16 protein-coding genes and 1 riboswitch are annotated in these 20,314 nt (G+C 53.8%); of the genes, 3 read left to right on the forward strand and 13 right to left on the reverse strand.

Translation table 11 applies throughout. The annotated features are described in order from the left end of the window. Positions 1–290: 290 nt before the first annotated feature. Entirely contained in the window at positions 291–2,030 is a 1,740-nt protein-coding gene (locus AABA21_RS17260) for an ArnT family glycosyltransferase (protein ID WP_338252277.1), read from the forward strand. 83 nt (positions 2,031–2,113) lie between these two features. Here the strand turns inward: AABA21_RS17260 and AABA21_RS17265 are convergent, their stop codons facing one another. The 9 genes from AABA21_RS17265 to AABA21_RS17305 all read right to left on the reverse strand — a co-directional run bounded on the left by AABA21_RS17265 (position 2,114) and on the right by AABA21_RS17305 (position 13,935). Next, entirely contained in the window at positions 2,114–3,367 is a 1,254-nt protein-coding gene (locus AABA21_RS17265) for an MFS transporter (RefSeq protein WP_338252279.1), read from the reverse strand. Positions 3,368–3,425: 58 nt separating this feature from the next. Beyond that, a complete protein-coding gene (locus tag AABA21_RS17270) occupies positions 3,426–4,235 on the reverse strand; it encodes a uroporphyrinogen-III synthase (RefSeq protein WP_338252281.1) in 810 nt (269 codons plus the stop codon). Between the two features lie 64 nt (positions 4,236–4,299). Further along, positions 4,300–4,638, reverse strand: coding sequence for a Rieske (2Fe-2S) protein (locus AABA21_RS17275; protein ID WP_338252283.1), 339 nt, complete (start codon positions 4,636–4,638; stop codon positions 4,300–4,302). A gap of 42 nt (positions 4,639–4,680) precedes the next feature. Beyond that, positions 4,681–7,134: a nitrite reductase large subunit NirB gene (gene nirB, locus AABA21_RS17280; RefSeq protein WP_338252285.1), complete on the reverse strand. Its 2,454-nt coding sequence runs from the start codon at positions 7,132–7,134 to the stop codon at positions 4,681–4,683. A gap of 5 nt (positions 7,135–7,139) precedes the next feature. Continuing rightward, complete coding sequence (locus tag AABA21_RS17285; RefSeq protein WP_338252288.1) at positions 7,140–9,275, reverse strand: molybdopterin oxidoreductase family protein; 2,136 nt, start codon at positions 9,273–9,275, stop codon at positions 7,140–7,142. A 368-nt stretch (positions 9,276–9,643) separates the two neighbouring features. Next, positions 9,644–10,702 (reverse strand): nicotinate-nucleotide--dimethylbenzimidazole phosphoribosyltransferase, encoded by a 1,059-nt coding sequence (gene cobT / locus AABA21_RS17290; RefSeq protein ID WP_338252289.1) that lies wholly within the window; start codon positions 10,700–10,702, stop codon positions 9,644–9,646. Positions 10,703–10,836: 134 nt separating this feature from the next. Next, positions 10,837–11,472: a cob(I)yrinic acid a,c-diamide adenosyltransferase gene (cobO, locus tag AABA21_RS17295; RefSeq protein WP_338252291.1), complete on the reverse strand. Its 636-nt coding sequence runs from the start codon at positions 11,470–11,472 to the stop codon at positions 10,837–10,839. Between the two features lie 52 nt (positions 11,473–11,524). Beyond that, positions 11,525–12,526 carry an ABC transporter substrate-binding protein gene (locus AABA21_RS17300; protein WP_338252293.1) on the reverse strand — a complete coding sequence of 334 codons (1,002 nt, stop codon included), beginning with the start codon at positions 12,524–12,526 and terminating at the stop codon, positions 11,525–11,527. A 121-nt stretch (positions 12,527–12,647) separates the two neighbouring features. Next, positions 12,648–12,843, reverse strand: a riboswitch (cobalamin riboswitch). 63 nt (positions 12,844–12,906) lie between these two features. Next, on the reverse strand, positions 12,907–13,935 hold the full coding sequence (locus AABA21_RS17305; RefSeq protein WP_338252295.1) for a D-2-hydroxyacid dehydrogenase: 1,029 nt from the start codon (positions 13,933–13,935) through the stop codon (positions 12,907–12,909). A gap of 204 nt (positions 13,936–14,139) precedes the next feature. Here AABA21_RS17305 and AABA21_RS17310 point away from each other — a divergent pair, with 204 nt between their 5' ends. Then, positions 14,140–15,054, forward strand: a complete 915-nt coding sequence (locus tag AABA21_RS17310) for a cation diffusion facilitator family transporter (RefSeq protein ID WP_338252297.1) — start codon at positions 14,140–14,142, stop codon at positions 15,052–15,054. Between the two features lie 38 nt (positions 15,055–15,092). Here AABA21_RS17310 and cobU read toward each other — a convergent pair whose 3' ends face one another. Genes cobU through AABA21_RS17330 form a run of 4 tightly spaced genes read right to left on the reverse strand, consistent with a single transcriptional unit; the run spans position 15,093 to position 18,479 of the window. Further along, complete coding sequence (gene cobU, locus AABA21_RS17315; RefSeq protein ID WP_338252299.1) at positions 15,093–15,713, reverse strand: bifunctional adenosylcobinamide kinase/adenosylcobinamide-phosphate guanylyltransferase; 621 nt, start codon at positions 15,711–15,713, stop codon at positions 15,093–15,095. A gap of 19 nt (positions 15,714–15,732) precedes the next feature. Further along, entirely contained in the window at positions 15,733–16,563 is an 831-nt protein-coding gene (gene cobS, locus AABA21_RS17320; RefSeq protein WP_338252301.1) for an adenosylcobinamide-GDP ribazoletransferase, read from the reverse strand. Positions 16,564–16,566: 3 nt separating this feature from the next. Beyond that, a complete protein-coding gene (locus AABA21_RS17325) occupies positions 16,567–17,301 on the reverse strand; it encodes a histidine phosphatase family protein (RefSeq protein ID WP_338252303.1) in 735 nt (244 codons plus the stop codon). Next, positions 17,280–18,479, reverse strand: a complete 1,200-nt coding sequence (locus AABA21_RS17330) for an MFS transporter (RefSeq protein WP_338252305.1) — start codon at positions 18,477–18,479, stop codon at positions 17,280–17,282. The genes AABA21_RS17325 and AABA21_RS17330 overlap by 22 nt, the downstream gene beginning before the upstream one ends. A gap of 338 nt (positions 18,480–18,817) precedes the next feature. Here AABA21_RS17330 and AABA21_RS17335 point away from each other — a divergent pair, with 338 nt between their 5' ends. Continuing rightward, a complete protein-coding gene (locus AABA21_RS17335) occupies positions 18,818–20,290 on the forward strand; it encodes a serine/threonine protein kinase (RefSeq protein ID WP_338252307.1) in 1,473 nt (490 codons plus the stop codon). Positions 20,291–20,314: the final 24 nt, after the last annotated feature.

The raw sequence follows: 20,314 nt of genomic DNA on the forward strand, positions 1-20,314 counted from the left end.
TCACCCGTAACGCTCCCTGTGTCTTGTCTTATCATATAAATGAACCTATACAGACAAGGAAATAGTCCTGAATATGGGATATGCACTGGCAAAAAAGATATAATATATAATTGTCCTGGTCGTTATATCGTCTACATTGCATGTCTGCTACTCTGCAAATGGAGACTATGACCCGGTCATCGATATAGCCCTTTTCTTGACTTTTCAGCGCCCGACTAGTAGCATGATGGTACTGTTGAGAATACATTTGTTTTTATTAGTACATATGCGATCAAGCAGAGGAATCACCATTGCTAAATGTTCGTCTATTAAATCGAAAGCTTAATGCATACAGCCTGATTGCAGGGGCGATCATTGCGTTCGCCCTGGGCTTACGCCTGATCCTTATCCTTTTGCATTGGCCCGCGACCAATAGTGATGAGGGGATCATGGCCATTATTGCCAATGACATCGCCTATCATGGGAAATGGCCCTTGATGTTTTATGGCCAGGATTATATGGGTGTCATTGAAGCATACCTGGGAGCTCTTTTTTATCATCTCACCGGGGGACTATCCATCACGGCTCTGCGTCTAGGCGTCGTTTTGCTCATCGGACTCTTCTTCATTGTTATGTATCGTCTCACCAGTCTCATTTACTCGCAAAAGATGGCGCTGCTTACGCTGGTAATCCTTTGCTTTAGTACGCTTTCCTATGTGGGTCGCCTGGTTTTAGCGACCGGTGGTTCCGCCGAGACGATTTTATTTGGCTCGCTCTCTTTCCTGATAGCAGCACGTCTCTCATATACATGTGAGCGCCAGACAACGATGCGCACCAGGCTCTTGCGCCTACCAGGCTATCTGCTCTTTGGCATCGTTGTTGGACTAGGAATCTGGAGCGATATGGTCGGCCTGGCTCTCTATCTGATGTCTACCCTGCTGCTAATTATCTTCTGCTGGCGCGAAATCTTTATCTGGGGTGGCTGGCTGATCGGACTCATAGGCGGTGCCATCGGGTTACTGCCAACTATTATCTATTCGATCCAGATTGGCACCAGCCCCATCGCGGACCTGCTGGGCAAGGCAGAGAGCACTCCACTCAATGCGACACCAGAACAGTTAACCCTCTGGCATAAAATTGTCGAGACCTTTCAGGTCAGCTTACCAACCGCGACCAGTTCTCCCTTCTGCCCGGTGATTGAATACCCCTTTATGGGCGATAATACACCGCGTACTGTAACCTGCGGCATCATTCAATCCAGCTGGAGCATTGGCTATGTGCTGTTGCTCATTGCATCGATTACTCTTACCATTCTGGCGCTCAAATACCTGAGAAGAAATCAAGAAGGGTTGAGCTCACAAGAGCAGCACCAAAAACGGGTCAGGTATGTTACACGCCTCTGTATGCTGGGGGCCGCTATCTTATCGCTCTTGATCTACATCAACAGCGCGGGACCCGTTAATCAACCCGGCTATCATGCACGCTACATTATCAGCCTGGTTGTGATTACGCCCGCCATCCTGGCACCCCTATACGAAGCAGCCCGCCATCTGCGGCCGGAACTGAAGTGGGCCAGGTTGCGGTTCTATAGTGGTCGCGCCGTCCTGGTAGCCCTGGCTGTCATCTTTATTGCTGGTACATACATCGCCTTTCAGGAAGTGCCGAAAGCGCAAGCGGCCAGCAACCAACGTGAGCAACTCATCAAGCAACTGAACGCACTGCATGTGAGCTATCTTTATACCGATTACTGGACCTGCTATAGCCTGGTTGTGGCGACCATGAATACGAAACATCCCATTATCTGTGCAGTCGTTGATGATCAGCTGAGCAATAAGCATAATCGTATCAAAGACTATGAAGCATTGGTGAAACAGTCAAAAAGACCTCCCTTTATGTGCGCAACGGATCTCAACCTTACGACAAAAGAAACCTACAACTGTGCACCAGCCGCTGAAAAACTGGCCAATGATACAAATCACCAAATAGGTCACTATTTTGTGATCCATAAACTCGATGGCTATCTGCTCTTCAGGGCTGAGCCAAAGTCTTAAGCTTTTCAAGTTCGGATAACTGCCGATGCACCATTTCTTCTTAAGAGAGGGACGTTACAAGATGTAGCGCCCCTCTGTTCCTGTCACATTTGATATTCCGGAACCTCAGCCAGAACCGGATCTTCAGCTACGTTTAATGCCCTCCAGCGGCTACGCCATCCACGCTGGCGCAGTACAAGTATACGTAGCATCGCCAACACGAGTAAGGCTACTCCAGCCAGCACGATCCATCCAAAAGTATATGATCCACTCGTCTGTTTAAAGCTACCCAGGATCAGAGGTAAGATAAATCCGCCAATTCCACCAAACGCTCCTACGACGCCAGTGACAATGCCGATTTCCGTCTGAAAGCGCTGCGGAATAAGCTGAAAGACCGCGCCATTCCCTACACTCAAAAACATTACGCCCATCACTAGCAGAGGAGCCATGAAAGGCAGGGGAAAGAGAAAAGCCGCCATTGCATAGGCCAGGGCAACCAGCAGAAATACTCCCGTTAAGATGCGTATACCGCCCAATTTATCAGCGATATAGCCACCAAAGGGTCGGCAGGTACTGCCAACAAAAGTTGCCAGAGCTGTTAAATAACCGGCATTGACCGCACTGATCCCATACTGGTTATGAAAAAATTGTGGCAGGAACGTACCTAGTCCCACAAAACCACCAAAGGTCACGCTATAGAGCAGGCAAAACCACCAGAGATCGCTCGTCTTTAAAATGGCGGCATATTTTGTGACTCCATGAGGTTGTGGACGTGTGGGACAGTCACTGGCAAACAGGAAAAAGAACAGCAATACCAGCGCCAATGGTAACATAGTTATACCCAATACAACATGCCAGCCATACGTTCTGGCGAGCGAGGGAGCCAGTAGATTGGCAAAGACTACCCCCATGTTCCCCGCTGCCGAGATGCCCATTACCAGGCCCTGTTTAGAGGGGGGATACCAGTGGCTGGCCATTGGTAAGGCCACCGCAAATGAAGAGCCCCCAATCCCGAGCATCAGGCCGATACAGAGTACAGCGGGAAAGTTTATGTTTAGCAGCCATCCTAACAAGAGGGGGATGAACAGAAAGATCAGCATCAACAGACCAACGCGCCTACCACCAAAACGGTCTCCTAATAATCCCATCGGGATACGCATTAAGGATCCGCTCAAGGTAGGAACCGCGACCATAACGGTCTGGAGAAAAGGGTTCAAGCCCAGGCTCTGAGAGATCGGTACACTCAGAGATCCCAGGAGAACCCAGATCGTAAAACACATATCAAAGTGCAGGAAAGAGGCCAGTACAGTCAACTTCGCGCTGGTCTGTATACCGTCGCGAGAATGCATAAAGGACATGCAGAACTCCTTTTCTGGCTGAAAAACAGGAGTGCTGTCGGACACGACGTCAGAATGATCAAGAAGCCATACGTTCCGCCAGAGCCTTGATTAAATGTCCCATCTTTGGATGCTCTGGAACAACATGCGGGGTGACGCCATATCCTTCTAACACACCTGTACAGGTAGGGCCGATCGAGGCCACTATGGTCCTGGTATTTAAGGCCGTGATGAGCTCGCTGGTGCAGTTCAACTCGGCAGCGATCATAAAGAGGTGGCGGACCTGTATCTGGCTGGTAAACATGATGGCGTCGACATTGCCCGCGATCAGTTCATGTACCAGTGTACGCAGTAAGGTAGTGTCGTCTGGTAACCGCCATTCGTACAGGCTTAACTCGGCCAGAATGGCTGCGCGATCACGCAGAAATTGGGCGATCTGGTCGTTGCGCTCACCATAATGCACGATCCCCACGGTTCGGCCTGCTACGTCAAAAGGCTTGAGCACCTCCAGCAGCTCAACGGTAGTGTAAGGCTCCTTAGCGCTGGCAGCAATCGGGATCTGTTCTTTTCTCAATACCGCCGATGGCTTGGGACCCCGACAGATAACGGTACATCTTCTTAAAGCGACTACTATTTCGTCTCGCCGCCCCAGTTGATCCGCCACTTGCAGCAAGGCTTTTACACCGACACCGGTGAAGAAAATGACCAGGGTGATCTCTCCCGCGCTCAAGTGATCAATAAAAGCCACCACCGGCTTGGAGCTTTCGATGGCTGCCTCGCGAACAGCGGGTACGCTCCAGGCGGCCCCTCCGTTGCGCCGAATCAGGTCGGCCATCTCATCGCTCATGCGCGCTTCTAGTACAGCAATCCGAGCATCGTGAAAAGCCATGTATTTACTCCTCATCCTTCCATACATTCCCAGGGAGGAGAAAGACGCTTCCTTAGCATACTGGCTATCGATCCAGACCGAGCAAGATTTCTCCGTTCGCTCCCAGCGAAACCTCATATGTTTTGAGGGACGCGCAGGTATTGCCAAGCGGTTCACCGCTCGCCAGGTGAAACTTATAGCCATGCAGGGGACAAACGACTTTACCATCGCCAGTCATCCCATCGGCCAGCGGCCCATTTTTATGGGGACAACTAGCCTGAAGCGCAAACACCTCACCGCTACGGGTACGAAAAAGGGCAATTCTTGTCTCCCCGATCTGAAATGTGCGTCCTTCTCCCAGGGGAAGTCTATCCAATGGGCCGAGATTATACATGACTCGGCCGGGTGTCATCATAATGCTCATACGTAACCACACCTTCCTCAACTTGTAAAGTTGCCGTTGTTCCTAACGTACGCTTACTTTTTCAATTGGATGCAGGGCGTCTGCGAACTGGGCTGGCGTGGCCGGAAGCGTGGCCTCTTGCCAGGGATCAGCATACGCGTCGACGGCCGCCTGCATATCCAGGTCCAGCTGCTGGCAGATATGATCGCAATCTTCAATGAGCAACTGGCGCAACCTCTCTATCCCGATGCGTTCAACAAAGCTGTGGGTGCGCTCAAGATATTTCGCCTGTTCACGGTAATACTGCATAAAGCGTCCAATATAAAGCAGCGCATCTTCACGGGTATTAACTGCACAAAGCAGATCCCCCTTGCGCACTGTAGAGCCAGCGGCCCCACCTATATAGATCTCCCAGCGGCCCCCTTCGATGGCCACTACGCCGATATCTTTAGTCGTAGACTCCGCGCAGTTGCGTGGACAGCCTGATACTGCCAGCTTGAGCTTGTGAGGAGATTCGATCCCCTGGTAGCGCTTCTCAATGTCGATACCAAGCGTTGTGCTATCACCCAGGCCATAGCGACAGAATTCAGAGCCCAGACAGGTTTTACAGGTGCGAAAACTCTTGGTATATGCGTGTCCGGAGGGCATTCCAAGATCCTTCCACACCTCAGGCAGTTGTTGCTTGGAAATCCCAACCAGGTCGATGCGCTGCCCACCGGTAAGCTTTACCATGGGAACCTGGTACTTTTCCGCGACATCCGCGATGCGGCGCAATTCTCGCGCGGATGTGACTCCACCATACATGCGTGGTACGACGCTGAATGTTCCGTTGCTCTGGATATTGGCATGCACCCTGTCGTTGATAAAGCGGGCATCACGCTGATCATCATAGGCACCGCCCCAGATCGTCTTGAGCAGCGAGGCAAGTCCGGCTTTGCTGGCCGGATCTTCTTTACCCCTGGCCAGGGCAGCAAAGACAGCAGCAACGCTATAGAGCTGCAGTTCTTTGATCGCCTTGATCAAATCCGGCTTGGTTAGTGCCACGCCGGGAACATAATAGTGGATCGAGGGGTCTTCAACCACCAGTCCATCCGAGGCGGATTCCAGCAATGCCTGCACCTGGGACATGCAGGAGCCGCAGCCGGTGCCGGCCCGGGTTGCGTCACAGAGCATCTTGAGGCTGCGCTTCCCCTCTTTAACACATTGCACGATCTTCCCCTTTGAGACACCATTGCAGTTGCAGATCTGCGTCTCGTCGGGCAGATCCGCCACATTCGTGGCCTTCTTTTCTCCCATGAGCGAGAAGAGGAGTTCAGAACGGTTCTCTGGTAGGACCGAACGGCGATCAAATAACTGGGAGAGTCGGGGGATAACCTCACCGTCACCCAGCACAATGGCGCCGGCGATCTTACCATCGCGTATGATTAATTTCTTGTACACGCTACGCGAGGGTTCTGAATATATCACAATCTCATCATCGGCATGCAGGGGCTCCTTGTCGCCCATAACGGCCAGATCGACTCCCATCACCTTGAGCTTGGTTGATTCGCGCGATCCTTGATAGATCCTCTGAGAAGTGGAACTGGTGAGACGTTCCGCCAGGCACTGCGCCTGTTCCCACAGCGGAGCTACCAATCCATATGTACGCTCCCGGTGCTGGATACATTCGCCAAGCGCATAGACATCGGGCACGCTGCAAGCCAGGTCATCTCCCACCAGGATGCCTCGATCAGCTTTGATACCAGCCTGGCGAGCCAATTCTACATTCGGCCGAATACCCGTTGAAATGACGACCATATCGCAATCCATACTGCTACCATCCTCAAAACCCAGTCCCTCCACCCGTTCTTGGCCGAAGACAGCGGTGGTGCGCTTCTCCAGGTGCAGTTGAACGCCCATGCGCTCTAAAGAAGTGCGGAGCATCTTGCCCGCCACCATATCGAGTTGAACGTTCATCACATGGGGAGCGACATGTACGACGCTCACATCCAGTCCTCGATTGAGCAGACCACGAGCCGCCTCCAGTCCCAGCAGTCCACCACCGACCACTGCCGCCCTGCTCGCCCTGGCGGCATATCCCAGCATCGCGGTACAATCATCAATAGTGCGGAAAACAAACGCGCCCCGCTTGAGCGTCCCATCTATGGTAGAGAGATTATCCAGGGCAGGGATGGCTGGCGAGCTTCCCGTAGCCAGCACCAGTTTGTCATAGGCCATCACCGTACCATCTGAAGCATACACCGTCTTTGAGCGGTGATCGATGGCATGGATGCGATTTCCAGCATAAAGTGTGATCCCATTGTCCTGATACCAGGCCAGAGAGTTGATGAAGATGTCGCCAGGATCGTGGCTGCCTGCCAGTACATTTGATAAAAGGATGCGATTATAATTGCCGTATGGTTCATCACCAAAGACTATGATCTCGTACTGATCGCGGCCTTGATGCGCTAACACCTCTTCAATCAGGCGTGCTCCGGCCATGCCGTTTCCAATAACAATCAAACGTTGTTTCTGCATCCTGCTTAAACCTCCATGATTGATGAAGCGTTTGCACGCTCTATACGCACCGTGCAGACCTTGAACTCGGGCATACGACTCTTTGGATCGAGCGCGGGATTGGTAAGACGATTGGCAGATTGTTGTCCACCCCAGTGAAATGGCACAAAAATGGTGTCCTCACGGATAGCAGCGGTAACTTTAGCGCGAAATACAGCGGAACCACGCCGCGTGGTCGCCTGTACCAGTTCGCCGTCGACGACGCCATACGTGCCCGCTGTTGTGGGATGCACCTCGAGCCAGGGCTGAGATGCAATGGCGTTCAACTGCTCAACGCGACGCGTCTGGGTCCCTGATTGATATTGCGCCAGGACGCGGCCAGTAGTCAGATACAGGGGATACCTGGCATCAGGCTCTTCGGCTGGCGCCTGGTGAGTAATGGAATGGAAGCGTGCGCGCCCAGAAGGCGTAGGAAAACGCTCCTGAAACAGGCGAGGCATTCCCGGATGTTCTGCCGAGGGGCAGGGCCAGAAAACCCCATCCTGCGCGTCAATCTTTTCATAGCTGATCCCGGCGTAATCAGCCGGACCACCGGCGCTGGCTCGTGCCAGTTCAGCAAAGATCTGGCGCGGCTCCGTATACGAGAAATAAGCCCCCTTGCCCATGGCGGCGGCCAGCATGCAAAGGATCTCACTATCAGCATAGATGCCCTGGGGTGCCGGAAAAGCTCGCTGGCGCCGCAGCACGCGCCCTTCGAGGTTGGTGATTGTCCCCTCTTCTTCCGCCCATTGCGTTGCAGGCAGGACAACGTTGGCCAGCTGAGCAGTTTCAGATAAAAAGAAATCCACCACAACCATAAATTCGGTGGCTCGCAGCCGCTCTTGAATATGCAGCGCATTGGGAGCGGATACCGCCAGGTTGGTTCCCATAATCAGAAGTGCATAAATACCACCTGGTCGCCCCAACGCCTCCAGCATCTCATAGGCGGATCTCCCCGGACCTGGAAGCGTCTCTTCGGCGACGCCCCATACATTAGCGATATGCCGCCGCGCGACTGGATCTGTGATGTGACGATAGCCCGGCAACTGGTCTGCCTTCTGACCGTGTTCCCGACCACCCTGGCCATTCCCCTGGCCCGTCAGGCATCCATAACCACTCCCTGGACGACCAACCAGGCCCAGCGCCAGGGCGACATTGATATAGGAAAGCACATTATGCACGCCTTGATGCTGCTGCTCGGCGCCACGCGCGGTCAGAATAATGGCGGAACGGGCCTCTCCCAACATACGCGCCATCTGGAATAATTGCGCTTCCGCAATGCCGGTAATGCGTTCGACACGCTCAGGCCAGTACAGGGCTACATTCGCTTTGACGCGTTCAAAGTCGGTGGTGCGCTGCTGAATATACTGATAGTCCAGCCAACCTTCGCGAATCAAGATATGGAGAATACCGTTTGCCAGGGCGGCATCAGTACCAGGGGTCAGGCGCAGGTAAACGGTAGCAGTCTGCGCTGTGATCGATGCGCGTGGATCGACCACAATCAAACGCCCACCCTGTTTGCGCTGGGATTCGAAGTATTGCATTAGCGGCGGCATAGTTTCTGCCGCGTTGCTGCCCACCAGCATCACCACATCAGCCTGCGCGATATCAGAGACAGGAAAAGGCAAGCCACGATCGAGACCAAAGGCAGCCTGCCCAGCCGTAGCCGCTGAAGACATACAGAAACGTCCATTGTAGTCGATCTGCGATGTCCCCAAAGCCACTCGGGCAAATTTTCCCAGCAGATAGGCTTTCTCATTGGTCAGGGAGCCACCGCCCAGCACCCCTAACGCATCCTTCCCGTAACGAGTCTGCACCCGTCGAAAGTTGTCAGCAATGGTAGCCATTGCTTCTTCCCAGGAGATCGGCTCGAATGTACCATCTGCCGCACGTCGTAGTGGTGTGCGCAAGCGCTCGCGATGCTGGAGGGTCGCCGCAGCGTGCCAGCCCTTAATGCACATACGGCCATTGTTTACCGGAAACCGGGGATTGCCTGCAATTGTGGCTCCCTCACGCGGCCCGCTAATGTACATGCCACACTGTAAGGCGCAGTATGGACAATGCGTAGCAACCTTATGTTGATCAGGAGCCCACGCTACCTGCGGGTCAACAGTATTCTGCATATCGCGCTCCCTCTTAAGACCTGTTGTTTGTACGTCAGTAATTCAGGACGTAATTAGCCACCCTGAAAACCAATATCTTATTGGTTTCTCTGATAGGTCATTCTATTGAGGTATATGTGCGGAACAAGCAGCACTGCAAGACCGGCTAATGGTATAAACGTGAACGAATTGATATTAATTTGTATAAATTGTACAAATATATCGTTCGAAGATATACTAACATCAAATTAATTTTGATAGAACGGCTGAAAAGTATAAAATATCCTGGCCTGTATTGTGCATATTGCACAATACAGGCCAGGATAGCGGTTGCGACATCACATATTTGTGCTTTATTTGCAAAGCGGGGGGCTTAGTCATGAAACGGTCTATGCATTGTCCCTGTTGCTGACGCCGGCCTCAGAGAAGGTGGCCATCTCTTTGTGCGTAAGCAGGGCCCCCTCAATAATGTGCATGGCCAGCACGGCGCCGGTGCCTTCACCCAATCTCAAGTTCAGGTTAAGCAGCGGCTCCAGGCCTAGCTTTTCGAGGATAAGGCGGTGGCCTCGCTCAACCGAGAGGTGGCCGGCGAAAAGAGAGTCGCGCACCCCGGGAGCAAGGGCCCAGGCGACCAGAGCCGCCGCGCTGGAGATAAAGCCGTCGATGATAATCGGGATACGCCGGGAGGCAGCGGCCAGAATTACGCCGACCAGGCCAGCTATCTCGAGTCCTCCCAGCTTTGCCAGTACATCGAGCGGCTGAGAGACATCAGGTGCGTTGTGGGCAATGGCACGCTCAATGATGCGCACCTTGTGCGCCAGTTGCTGGTCATCAATACCTGTCCCTCGGCCGGTAACGTATTCAGCCGGTACATCCAATAGACAGGCGGTCAGGGCGCTGGCCGCGGTCGTATTGCCGATCCCCATCTCACCGGTAGCCACCAGGTCCAGACCCTGGCCGGCCAGATTTTCAAGCACCTCGATACCAATGTTGATGGCCTGCAGAGCTTCGGCCTGGCTCATGGCCGCTTCACGCGCCATATTGGCGGTCCCACGCCGTACTTTACGCGAGAGAAGGTTGGGGTGCTCAAGGTCAGCGGCCACACCGATATCGACTACGGTCACATCGGCATGCGCCTGACGGGCCAGCGCGTTGATAGCCGCGCCGCCAGCCAGGAAGTTGAGCACCATCTGGGGCGTCACGTCTTTGGGATAGGCGCTCACGCCCTCGGCGGTTACCCCGTGGTCAGCAGCCATCACAATGACCCCGCGTCGCTGTATAACTGGAACTACACTCCTGGTGATGCCCGCCACCTGCGCCGCGATCTCTTCCAGACGTCCCAGACTCCCAGCGGGCTTGGTCAACTGCGCCTGCCGCGCACGCGCCTGCTCAACATAGTTGGAGTCAATCGGTGTAATACTGCCAATTAAAGCCTTCAGATCAGTCATAACATATACCCTTTTCGCACTGGCTCAGTCGCCTGATTGATGCAGGAGGCATCAATCAAATTGTTCTTGTGACGTTGTGGAAACTGTGTCCGACTATGCCGGACACAGTTTCCACAACGTCACAAGACAGAGAACTAAAAATCTATGCCCTTCTGGGCAAGGATCCCTTCATGATAAGGATGTTTGATCTCTGTCATCTCAGTAACCAGATCGGCATAGTCGATCAAGGCCTGGGGGGCGTCGCGCCCGGTAATAATCACATGCATTTTGGGATTGCGGGCCTGCAGCGTGCTCAGCACCTCATTCACATCGAGCCAGCCGTAATTAATGGCATAGGTGATCTCGTCCATAATCACGATGTCATACTGATTGCTCTCGATCTTTTCACGGCAGAGTTGCCAGCATTGCCGGGCCAGCGCCTTATCATGCTCCAGATTATCACTGTTCCAGGTAAAACCCTCGCCCAGCGGGATAATCTCCACGCCCATTTTCTGAGCGGCGCGAATCTCACCCCATTTGCCGGTCTGAGATTTCAAGAACTGCAACATCACCACGCGCATGTTCTGTCCCCAGGCACGGAACAAGACACCGAGGGCCGCCGTGGTCTTGCCTTTGCCATTGCCAGTATTGATGATCACCAGTCCTCTGGCTGGCTTGCGATGCGCACGCATCTCGGCCTGCTCTTTACGAAGGCGCGCACGTCCCTCTTCAGTTAATTCGTCAACTTCGACGGACTCATTGTGAGTCTCAGAATATTGCTGTTCTTCCATTCTTTTTTTATCCTATTCCATTAAACTTGAGGGTGTAAAAAATACAAAACAACTATACACTGGCTGTACAATAGCTCGGCAGCGCACCAGAAAACTTGTCGGGATGCACAACCTGCGCCAGGCAGCGCAATCCCTGCACGATGCGGGGTCCGGGACGCTGCATGATATCAGAATTAATGTGATAGACATGGTGAGATTTTACCGCCGCGATGCCACCCCAGTTTGCTCGCTTGTATACTACAGATGGCTGACCGCCATACATCGGGTCCTCGGTAAGAATGATATATTGTGGATTAGCAGCGATAATGGCCTCATCGGTGACCTGCGGATAGCCGCCGTTAGTGGTATTGCTGTGGAAGATATTGGTGGCGTTGGCATAGCCGGCCATCTCATCACCAAAGGAGTTACCGCCAAAGACGTAGGGTTTGCCGGGCGTACTATCGTCAACCTCTAACAGGGTTTTGGCCGTGGTTGTCCCTTTAACAGCGCTCTGCACCTGGGCAATCTGCTGCTTCATCTGCGCGACCAGCGGATTAGCGACGTTTTCAGTATGAGTCAAACGGCCAATCAGGGCAATCTGATCCATCGTCTGCGCGATAGTGGGTGAGGGGAGATCGACCACCTGTAAACCTAATTGCGACATCTGGGTATCATATTTGTTGGACAACCCACCCGAGCTCAAAACCAGGTCCGGCTTCAAAGCCACGATGGCCTCCACATTAAAACCCGAGCTGCTCGAAACCTTTTTCAAACCGGCCAGTGAGGGTGGATAGTTGGTGAACGCATCGACGCCAACGACCCGCTTCTCCAGGTGGAGGGCGCCCAAAATTTCGCTGATGCTGGGTGCCAGCGACACGATGCGCTGCGGTGCCGTTTTCGGGATCGCGATCGGGGTTCCATACGCGTCCAGCGCGGGAGTTGGGGTGGCTTGCGCGGCGGGTGTGCTGCCACCCGACGTCTGAGAATTGTTACTTTGCCCACAGGAAGCCAGAATAAGCACCAGGCCCAGTAAGAAGACACTTAATAAACGTAGTGAGATGACATGGGTGCGCATATGATGTGTATCCTTCTAGATAACGCCCACGGTCACCTCGCGAAAAATAGCAGCCAGCCAGGTCAACACGAGACCAAAGAGGAGAATGCCTGGGTAGCTCGCTCCTTTTACGCGAAGGATGAAGAGCATCACTCACCAGGCAGGTCTCCTGACTTCTGGCATACTTACGCGGCCTTCCCATTCCAACAAGAAAGAACAGTGGCAAGAGGTGCGATAAGCCTGTACCAGTTACAGTAGCGCGACTGCGTCGGATTTTCACCGACTTCCCTATTCTGCCAGAACTTCATGTCCTGACCACCTGGTAAACTAAAAAAGTTGAGTTATTTCCTCAGCTAGTATACCGAGGTTTATCCGCTTATGTCAATAAACGCGTCGCTTTCCTAATAGCCGCGTTCCTTATCAACCGCGTTGTAAAGCGACTCTCCCTTGAGATAGCGACGCAGGTTTTCGGTAAAGATCATGGCCACCCGATCATTATAGTGAGGCGTCATACCCGAGATATGGGGGCTCATGATGACATTGGGGATGCCAAAGAAAGGGCTGCTATCGGGCAGCGGCTCATCCGCGAAAACGTCCAGGGCGGCACCGGCGATCTCTTTTTCCTTTAAAGCTTTGATCAGGTCGGGCTCGTTACACACGTCGCCGCGCGCGATGTTGACGAATAATGCGCTATCTTTCATGGCATGGAATGCCGCGGCATCAAACATTCCCCTGGTATCGGGTGTCAACGGCACCGCAGCGACGACCACATCGCTCTCAGCCAGGGACTGGTGGAACTGATCTTTTGTATAATAGTGATCAGGCAAGGTCCCCTCTGGATCCCCAATATCCGGGAAGAGAAATCCGCGATCGCGATGATCTGGTCGCTGCTCCATGGCGATGATGCGCATGCCAAAAGCTTTGGCCAGCCGGGCAACTTCGCGTCCGATACTGCCATAGCCGACCACGTTGAGCGTCTTTCCACGCAACTCTTCGGGCATGAACAGATCGCGCTCCTGCTCATCGGGCCAGTGCCCCTTCTGCTTCCAGCTACCGAACTGGTGATACTGATGGAACCAGGTCAGCATCGTCGTCAAGACGTATTCGGCGATATTGACCGCATGCACGCCGCTGGCCGTGGTAATGATGGCATTGGACTTCGCCAGAGGACCAGTGAAAGCCTGGTTGGCGCCAGCGGAATAAAGCTGGACCCAGCGCAGGTTGGGCGCCTGCTCCGGCGTTGGAAAAGCTCCCAGGGTGAAGAGGATCTCCACATTTTTCCATAATTCATCCGAAATATCCTCTGCCTTCGCCCAGGGCCGCAGTTCGATAGTAAAATCGGGCGCAATCTCTCTTATACGATCGTTCCAGCTATCCGCCAGCTGCGCTGTAACCAGGATGGTGCGCCGGGAATCATTTCTGTGCTCCAAAGCAAAATCCTCCATGCATTCTTTTTCTTTTTATGTTATCACGCACAGACCCTGTATAGCAGATTAACCACTATCCGGCAGAGTTAGCCAATGAGAACTTTTTTATTTCCTTTTAATCCATCGTTCGTATTACATAGAGATGGTCATATGTGTAAGTATCAGTCAGCTGGTTTCGTGATAGCTGGCTGAAAACGAGAGGATTGTATGAAGCAGACTTCGCTCCGTTTGTACATGTTCTTATCAATAGCTGCCGCGCTAGCCACCATGGCGGTAAAGTTTATAGGATATTTTCTAACCGGGTCGGTGGGATTATTTTCAGACGCGGCCGAGTCGGTGGTGAATCTGGTGGCGGCGCTGGTTGGACTGTGGGCGCTGACGCTGGCCGCGCGCCCGGCTGATGAAGATCATGCCTATGGGCATACCAAGTCCGAATATTTCTCTAGCGGAGTCGAGGGCGCGCTCATCCTGGTGGCGGCCCTGATTATCGCCATCGAGTCGGTTCCCCGCCTCTTTCATCCCGAACCAATTGACCAGCCATTTCTAGGCCTGGGCTTCTCAGTCTTCGGTGCCATCATCAACGGTGTGCTGGCCTGGTTTATGCTGCAGGCGGGCAGGCGACAGCGCTCGATCACCCTGGAGGCGGACGCCCACCATTTATTCGCCGATGTGATAACGACGGTGGGCGTGCTGGTGGGAGTCCTGCTGGTCGCCATCACCAGGTGGTACATCCTGGACCCGATTGTGGCGCTATTGGTAGCCATCAATATCATCTGGACCGGCACAAAGTTGCTGCGCCAGACAGGTCTGGGATTACTCGATACGGCCCTGCCAAAAGAAGATATCGACATCGTCAATAGCGTCATAGAGCCATATCGCCAGCAAGGCATTGATTTTCATGCCCTGCGCAGCAGAATGGCCGGGCGCAGGCGCTTTGTGTCCTTCCACGTGATTGTGCCGGGCGATTGGACCGTGCAGAGAGGACACTCTATCTGTGAAGAAATTGAACTTGCCATCCGTAAAGCCCTGCCGGATAGCACGGTCTTCACCCACCTTGAGCCGAGAGAAGATCCCGTGACCTTCCAGGATATGGAGCTGGATCGAGCTCCAATCGAGTCTTGAGCACTTCTCAGGCATGCGCCAATGAGCCAGGACAGCAATTAAAGCCTTACCGTTTCATCCAATCGCTTGATATCTACTCCTAATCCTGCCATCATCAGGTAGACACGGATGGCAGCGGCGGCGATGCGCTGATTGACCAGTCCTAACACGTCCCGGTAGACACGCCCCAGGGCATAAGCCGGGACGATACCCAGGCCAACTTCATTGCTCACCACAACCAGGGTCTTACCCGGCTCCCATTCTGAAACCACCTGCAGTAGAGCATCAATCTCCTGCAGGGCTCCGGCATAGTGCTGCGCGCTGATCGTATTATCGTCCTCCAGTTGCGCGCTATTACCTTGCGCGAAGAGCCAGTTGGAGAGCCAGACCGTCAAACAATCCAGGATCACGACGTCGGCCACAGCGGCCGCCTGCCGTAGCGCCTTCGCCAGGTGGAGCGGCTCTTCGATCGTTCGCCAGTCAGTGGGGCGGGAGGACTGGTGGCGGGCGATGCGATCGCGCATATCTTCATCGATCGCCATGGCGGTGGCGATGAAGGCCACGCTGCGCCCGCTCGTTGTGGCCAGGCGCTCGGCAAACGTACTCTTCCCACTGCGTGCCCCACCCAGCAGGAGCACCAGGCGTGGAACCTCATCCACATCAGTATCTCTATTAGTCATGCTTTCATCTCTTCCCTATTTATAGCCAGAAGCGCAGCAGCGTCCATAAAAGGAGTAACGCTACCTCCATCAGTTCAGCGATCGTGCCATAGCTATCCCCGGTCAGACCACCTAGTTGAGCGGTAATCCATCTACCTACCAGCCAGGTCAACAGCGAGGCAGCCACGCACAAGACCAGGCCCATCACATGGCCTATCAGGCCCGCGATCAACAGCGTCAGGGCAGTGGCGCAGACCAGGCGCGGGCGCGTCGCGGTCTGGCGAAAGGCCGCTCCCAATCCCTCCTTACGAGCGGGGGGAAAAGCATACATCGCCAGCACCATGGTCCAGCGCGAGATTGGGAGAATGGTCAGCAGAATCCAGGGCACCAGTTGGCGATCCAGACTAGCCAGCAACGCGAATTTGAGCAGAAGGATGCTACCACCCCCCAGCATGCCAAAGCTGCCCAGGCGGCTATCGCGCATAATCTCAAGCTTGCGCTCACGGCTGCGCCCCCCAAACAGGCCATCGCAGGTATCCATTAAACCATCCAGGTGTAGACCACCGCTCAATATAATCAGCAGTACGACCAGTAAAGCGGCCAGCACCAGCGGAGAAAGTAGAACACCGGCCACCCGGGCCAGCAAAGCAGGCGCGATCGCCAGTAGCAGACCTACCAGCGGGAAATAAGCGCTGCCTAGAAACAACCTGCTATCGGCTTGGCTACCGTCGGTACGAAAGAGTCGGGTACTGCCCGGAACCGGCAGGGTAGTCAAAAAACGGATGGCGGCCACCAGCTCTTTATATTGATCAAGCCACCAGTTATGGTGCACTGATACCTCAGGATCAGTAGCAGGGTAGGTCTCAGGCATCCGCTATCGCTTCTCCGTTCTATTGCTTTTCATGTCTATATGAACTCCTGTCCGGTGATAATTGAGTAATGCCAGTGTTGTAGTCGCGGGCACATCTCTTGCCTCGGCCACAAAATCGATGGCACTGAGCGAGCCATGGGCGAATTGTAGCTGCCACTGACGCTCAAAAGGTATGCCCAGCAGTGAACAGAGCAACACGCGCAGCGGGCCCGCGTGGCTGACTAATGCGAGCTCTCCAGATGGTAAGCGTAGAGAGTCCCGTACCAGTTGAGCGAGCGCCTTCTGCACGCGCTGCTGTAGCGCGGCAAAGGTCTCCCCACCTGGTGGCGAAAACTGCACAGGCTGCGTAAAGAAACCCAGTTGATCTGGATAGCGCTCCGACACCTCCGCATAGGTCAACCCTTCCCACGCACCAAATGAAAGCTCACGCCAGGCGGCGGAGGTCTGCACTACCAGCGGCTCTGGTAACTGATGCGCCAGGATCGACGCGGTCTGGCGCGTCCGTCGCAGATCGCTGGCATATAGAGCAACCAGCGGCCGTGAACGCAACTGGTCGCCCACCCACCGCGCCTGTGACGCACCCTCGTCAGATAGAGGCACATCGTGCTGCCCGCAGAGGCGCCCCTGGCTATTCCAGTCCGTCACCCCGTGACGGACCAGCCAGATCCGGCGCACATAGGGCTCACCGCGCGCCTCCTCCGTTTCTCTTACCGCTGCTATTGGTGACTGATCTGCCATGTAGCCTTATCCTTCTTCACCCGAAATATTATCCACCAGAATAACAGCATCAACAGGGTCAAGGCAAGGTTATAGGGCAGCAGGGACCAGATACCAAAGTACTGGGCCAGGATACCAGCGATGCCGGGAAAGACGGAGGTGCCAAAGATACTCAGGCTCACCAGAAAACCGATCGCACTGGTCACCACACGGCCTGGGACGAGACTGGGGGTGAGCGCGACCGTCGTCGGATAGATGGGTCCCAGGCAGTAGCCAATGATACAAAAACCAATGGCTGCCACGCTATCAAAAGGTAACCACCAGATCAGGATGGCACACAACGCGACAATGATCGTACAGATATACAATAAGCGCACGTCGCTCATGCGCAGATAGCGGGCAAGCTGACTCAAGGTAAAACGCCCCAGGGTCAATCCCAACCAGTAGCCACTGACGATCCAACTGGACAAGGCAACCGACTGATGACGCCCCTCAACCAGGAAGCTATAGGTCCAGTTACCAACGCTCACCTCCACCCCCACATAGAGTAACAGAAATATACACAGCAGCCAGACGATCGGCAACTTCAATGCCGCCATCCAGGCACTGCCGGTCTCTTTGTTTTCTGCCTCACTACCGGAGACGCGAGGCGGTTCCGCGCTAAAGGTCAGTGCCACACCCAGTAAGAAGGGGATACTGAGCAGCATCCAGAGGTAAAAGACACTGCTCCAACCCCAGGCGGTTGTGAGCAGGAAGGCTGCCACCAGCGGACCAAATAATGCTCCCGCGCCATAGAAAGCATGCAGCGTATTGAGCTGAGAAGCATGGCGTGCCTGCGCTACCACATAAGCATTCAACCCCATCTCGATCATAGCGACCCCGAGTCCCATAAAAAGACGCGTCACCAGCACAATGCCGAAATCTGGCTTGATGCCAAGCGTCAAGGCGCCCAGCAAAAACGTAAGAGCGCCAATTACCAGGAAGAGGCGCATTCCCAGGCGCTCTAATACAATACTACTGAATAATGCTGAAATAAAATAACCAATTGAAGAGGTAACAAAAATAAGGCCAATAACAGATTTATCCACCCCATAATAACGACTCATGTCGGGCAGCAATACCCCAAAGGCTCCGCTATACAAACCAATCAATACAAAACCGAAAAAAGACAACAGCATTTGTAGAAACGATCGTTTCACAGCATCCATCCTTGTTATAGCATCGTGAGACATCATGCAAACATGAATTTTAGTATAACACCAATCACTGCTCGCTCAGGGGCATTGACCGAAAGATTCGCGCCTTCGGCCCCTGACACTACGCGCCTTCGGCGCTCACATGTATTTTTTAATGGGTGGTGCCACATCATGGTCGGGTGCATTTGCACCCGACCATGATGTGGCACCACCCATTAAAAAATAAGGTGGCCGCGTATGCGGCGCCCGAAAGGGGGCGCCGGGCTTACCACCTCCACGGAGTACACAAAAAGAACTACATATTTTGCATCTTTAGTGCTCCACTGAACCGTACCATACTTATGATGGAGTTTATTGGGACAAAGTTGGGGAATTACCGCATCCTGAAACGTCTGGGACACGGTGGCTTCGCGGATGTCTATCTCGGTGAACATGTCTATCTCCATACGCAGGCTGCAATCAAAATTCTGCATGCACAGATTGAGCAGGAGGAGATAGATCGTTTTAGCAATGAGGCACAGGTCATTGCACACCTGATACATCCACATATCATTCGTGTGTTGGACTTTGGTGTGGAAAATAGCACACCCTTTCTGGTTATGGAGTATGCGACCGGGGGAACGCTACGCCAGCAGGTGCCACGGGGCACGCGTCTGGAAGCCGCGGCCTTTATGCCCTATGTGCAGCAGGTAGCCTCTGCCCTGCAATATGCCCATGACCAGAAATTGATCCACCGGGATGTGAAGCCGCAGAATATGCTGCTGGATCAGCATGGAGAACTCAGGCTCAGCGATTTTGGAATCGCCGCCATTGAACAGACTTCGCAGAACCAGCAGACCGAGGAAGCCGTGCTTGGCACCATCGCGTACATGGCTCCCGAGCAACTTCAGGGAAAAGCCCGTCCGGCCAGTGATCAATATTCCCTGGCCGTCGTGGTCTATGAATGGCTGACCGGTCATCGACCATTTGCGGGCTCCCATGTCGAATTGATCACTCAGCATCTGACAGCTCCACCATCACCGATCGATGAACAGGCATTACAAATACCGCACGCGTTCACCGAGGTACTATTCAAAGCCCTGGCAAAAGATGCGCATGCGCGCTTTGCGCGTGTACAGGACTTCGCCGATGCGCTGGAACAGACCCTTGATCCCAGAAGAACACCTACTACCATCACGACACCACCCACATCCAGAGCTGAGGCGGCTGAACAGAGAACATCACACGTATCGACAACCCAGCTGCCCGCTGCCGCGAGTCTTCCACAGACGGCGGCAGCAGGATTTCAACCACAGATGGCTCAAAGTATCAGCAGCGATGGGCCCTTTACATCGATCATGACCAGATCGAAGCCGGTGGTTAAAAAAGCCGCTGGCTGCACGCGCAATCTGGTTCTGACCCTGCTGATCATTCCCTTACTACTCTGTGGGCTGGGATTCGCGGGGTATAGCTACCTCATCAATCGCAATCCTCCATCGCAGGCCAGCGAGATTGCCAATAACTTCATGGGTGCCCTGCGCGTCCATAACTATGAACAGGCATACAATGATCTGGGTGCTACGGTCAGCGGGCACGACAGCTTCATTAAACAGGCTCAGGGAGAAGATCGCTGTTATGGCCCGGTCGCCAGCTATACCGAGACCAGTTCAATTGCCCCCAATGGCACCCAGGTGCACAACTACACGATTACGCGCTCCAACCTGAGCAAACCCTATCATCTCCACCTGACGCTGGGTAAAGACTTCCTGGGAAACTGGCACGTCACCGATTATAATAGTGACATCTCTAGCGGCAATCCTGCCTGCAAGATTTGATTCTGCTACTTAACACAACATTCC

This window comes from Dictyobacter halimunensis (assembly GCF_036245075.1).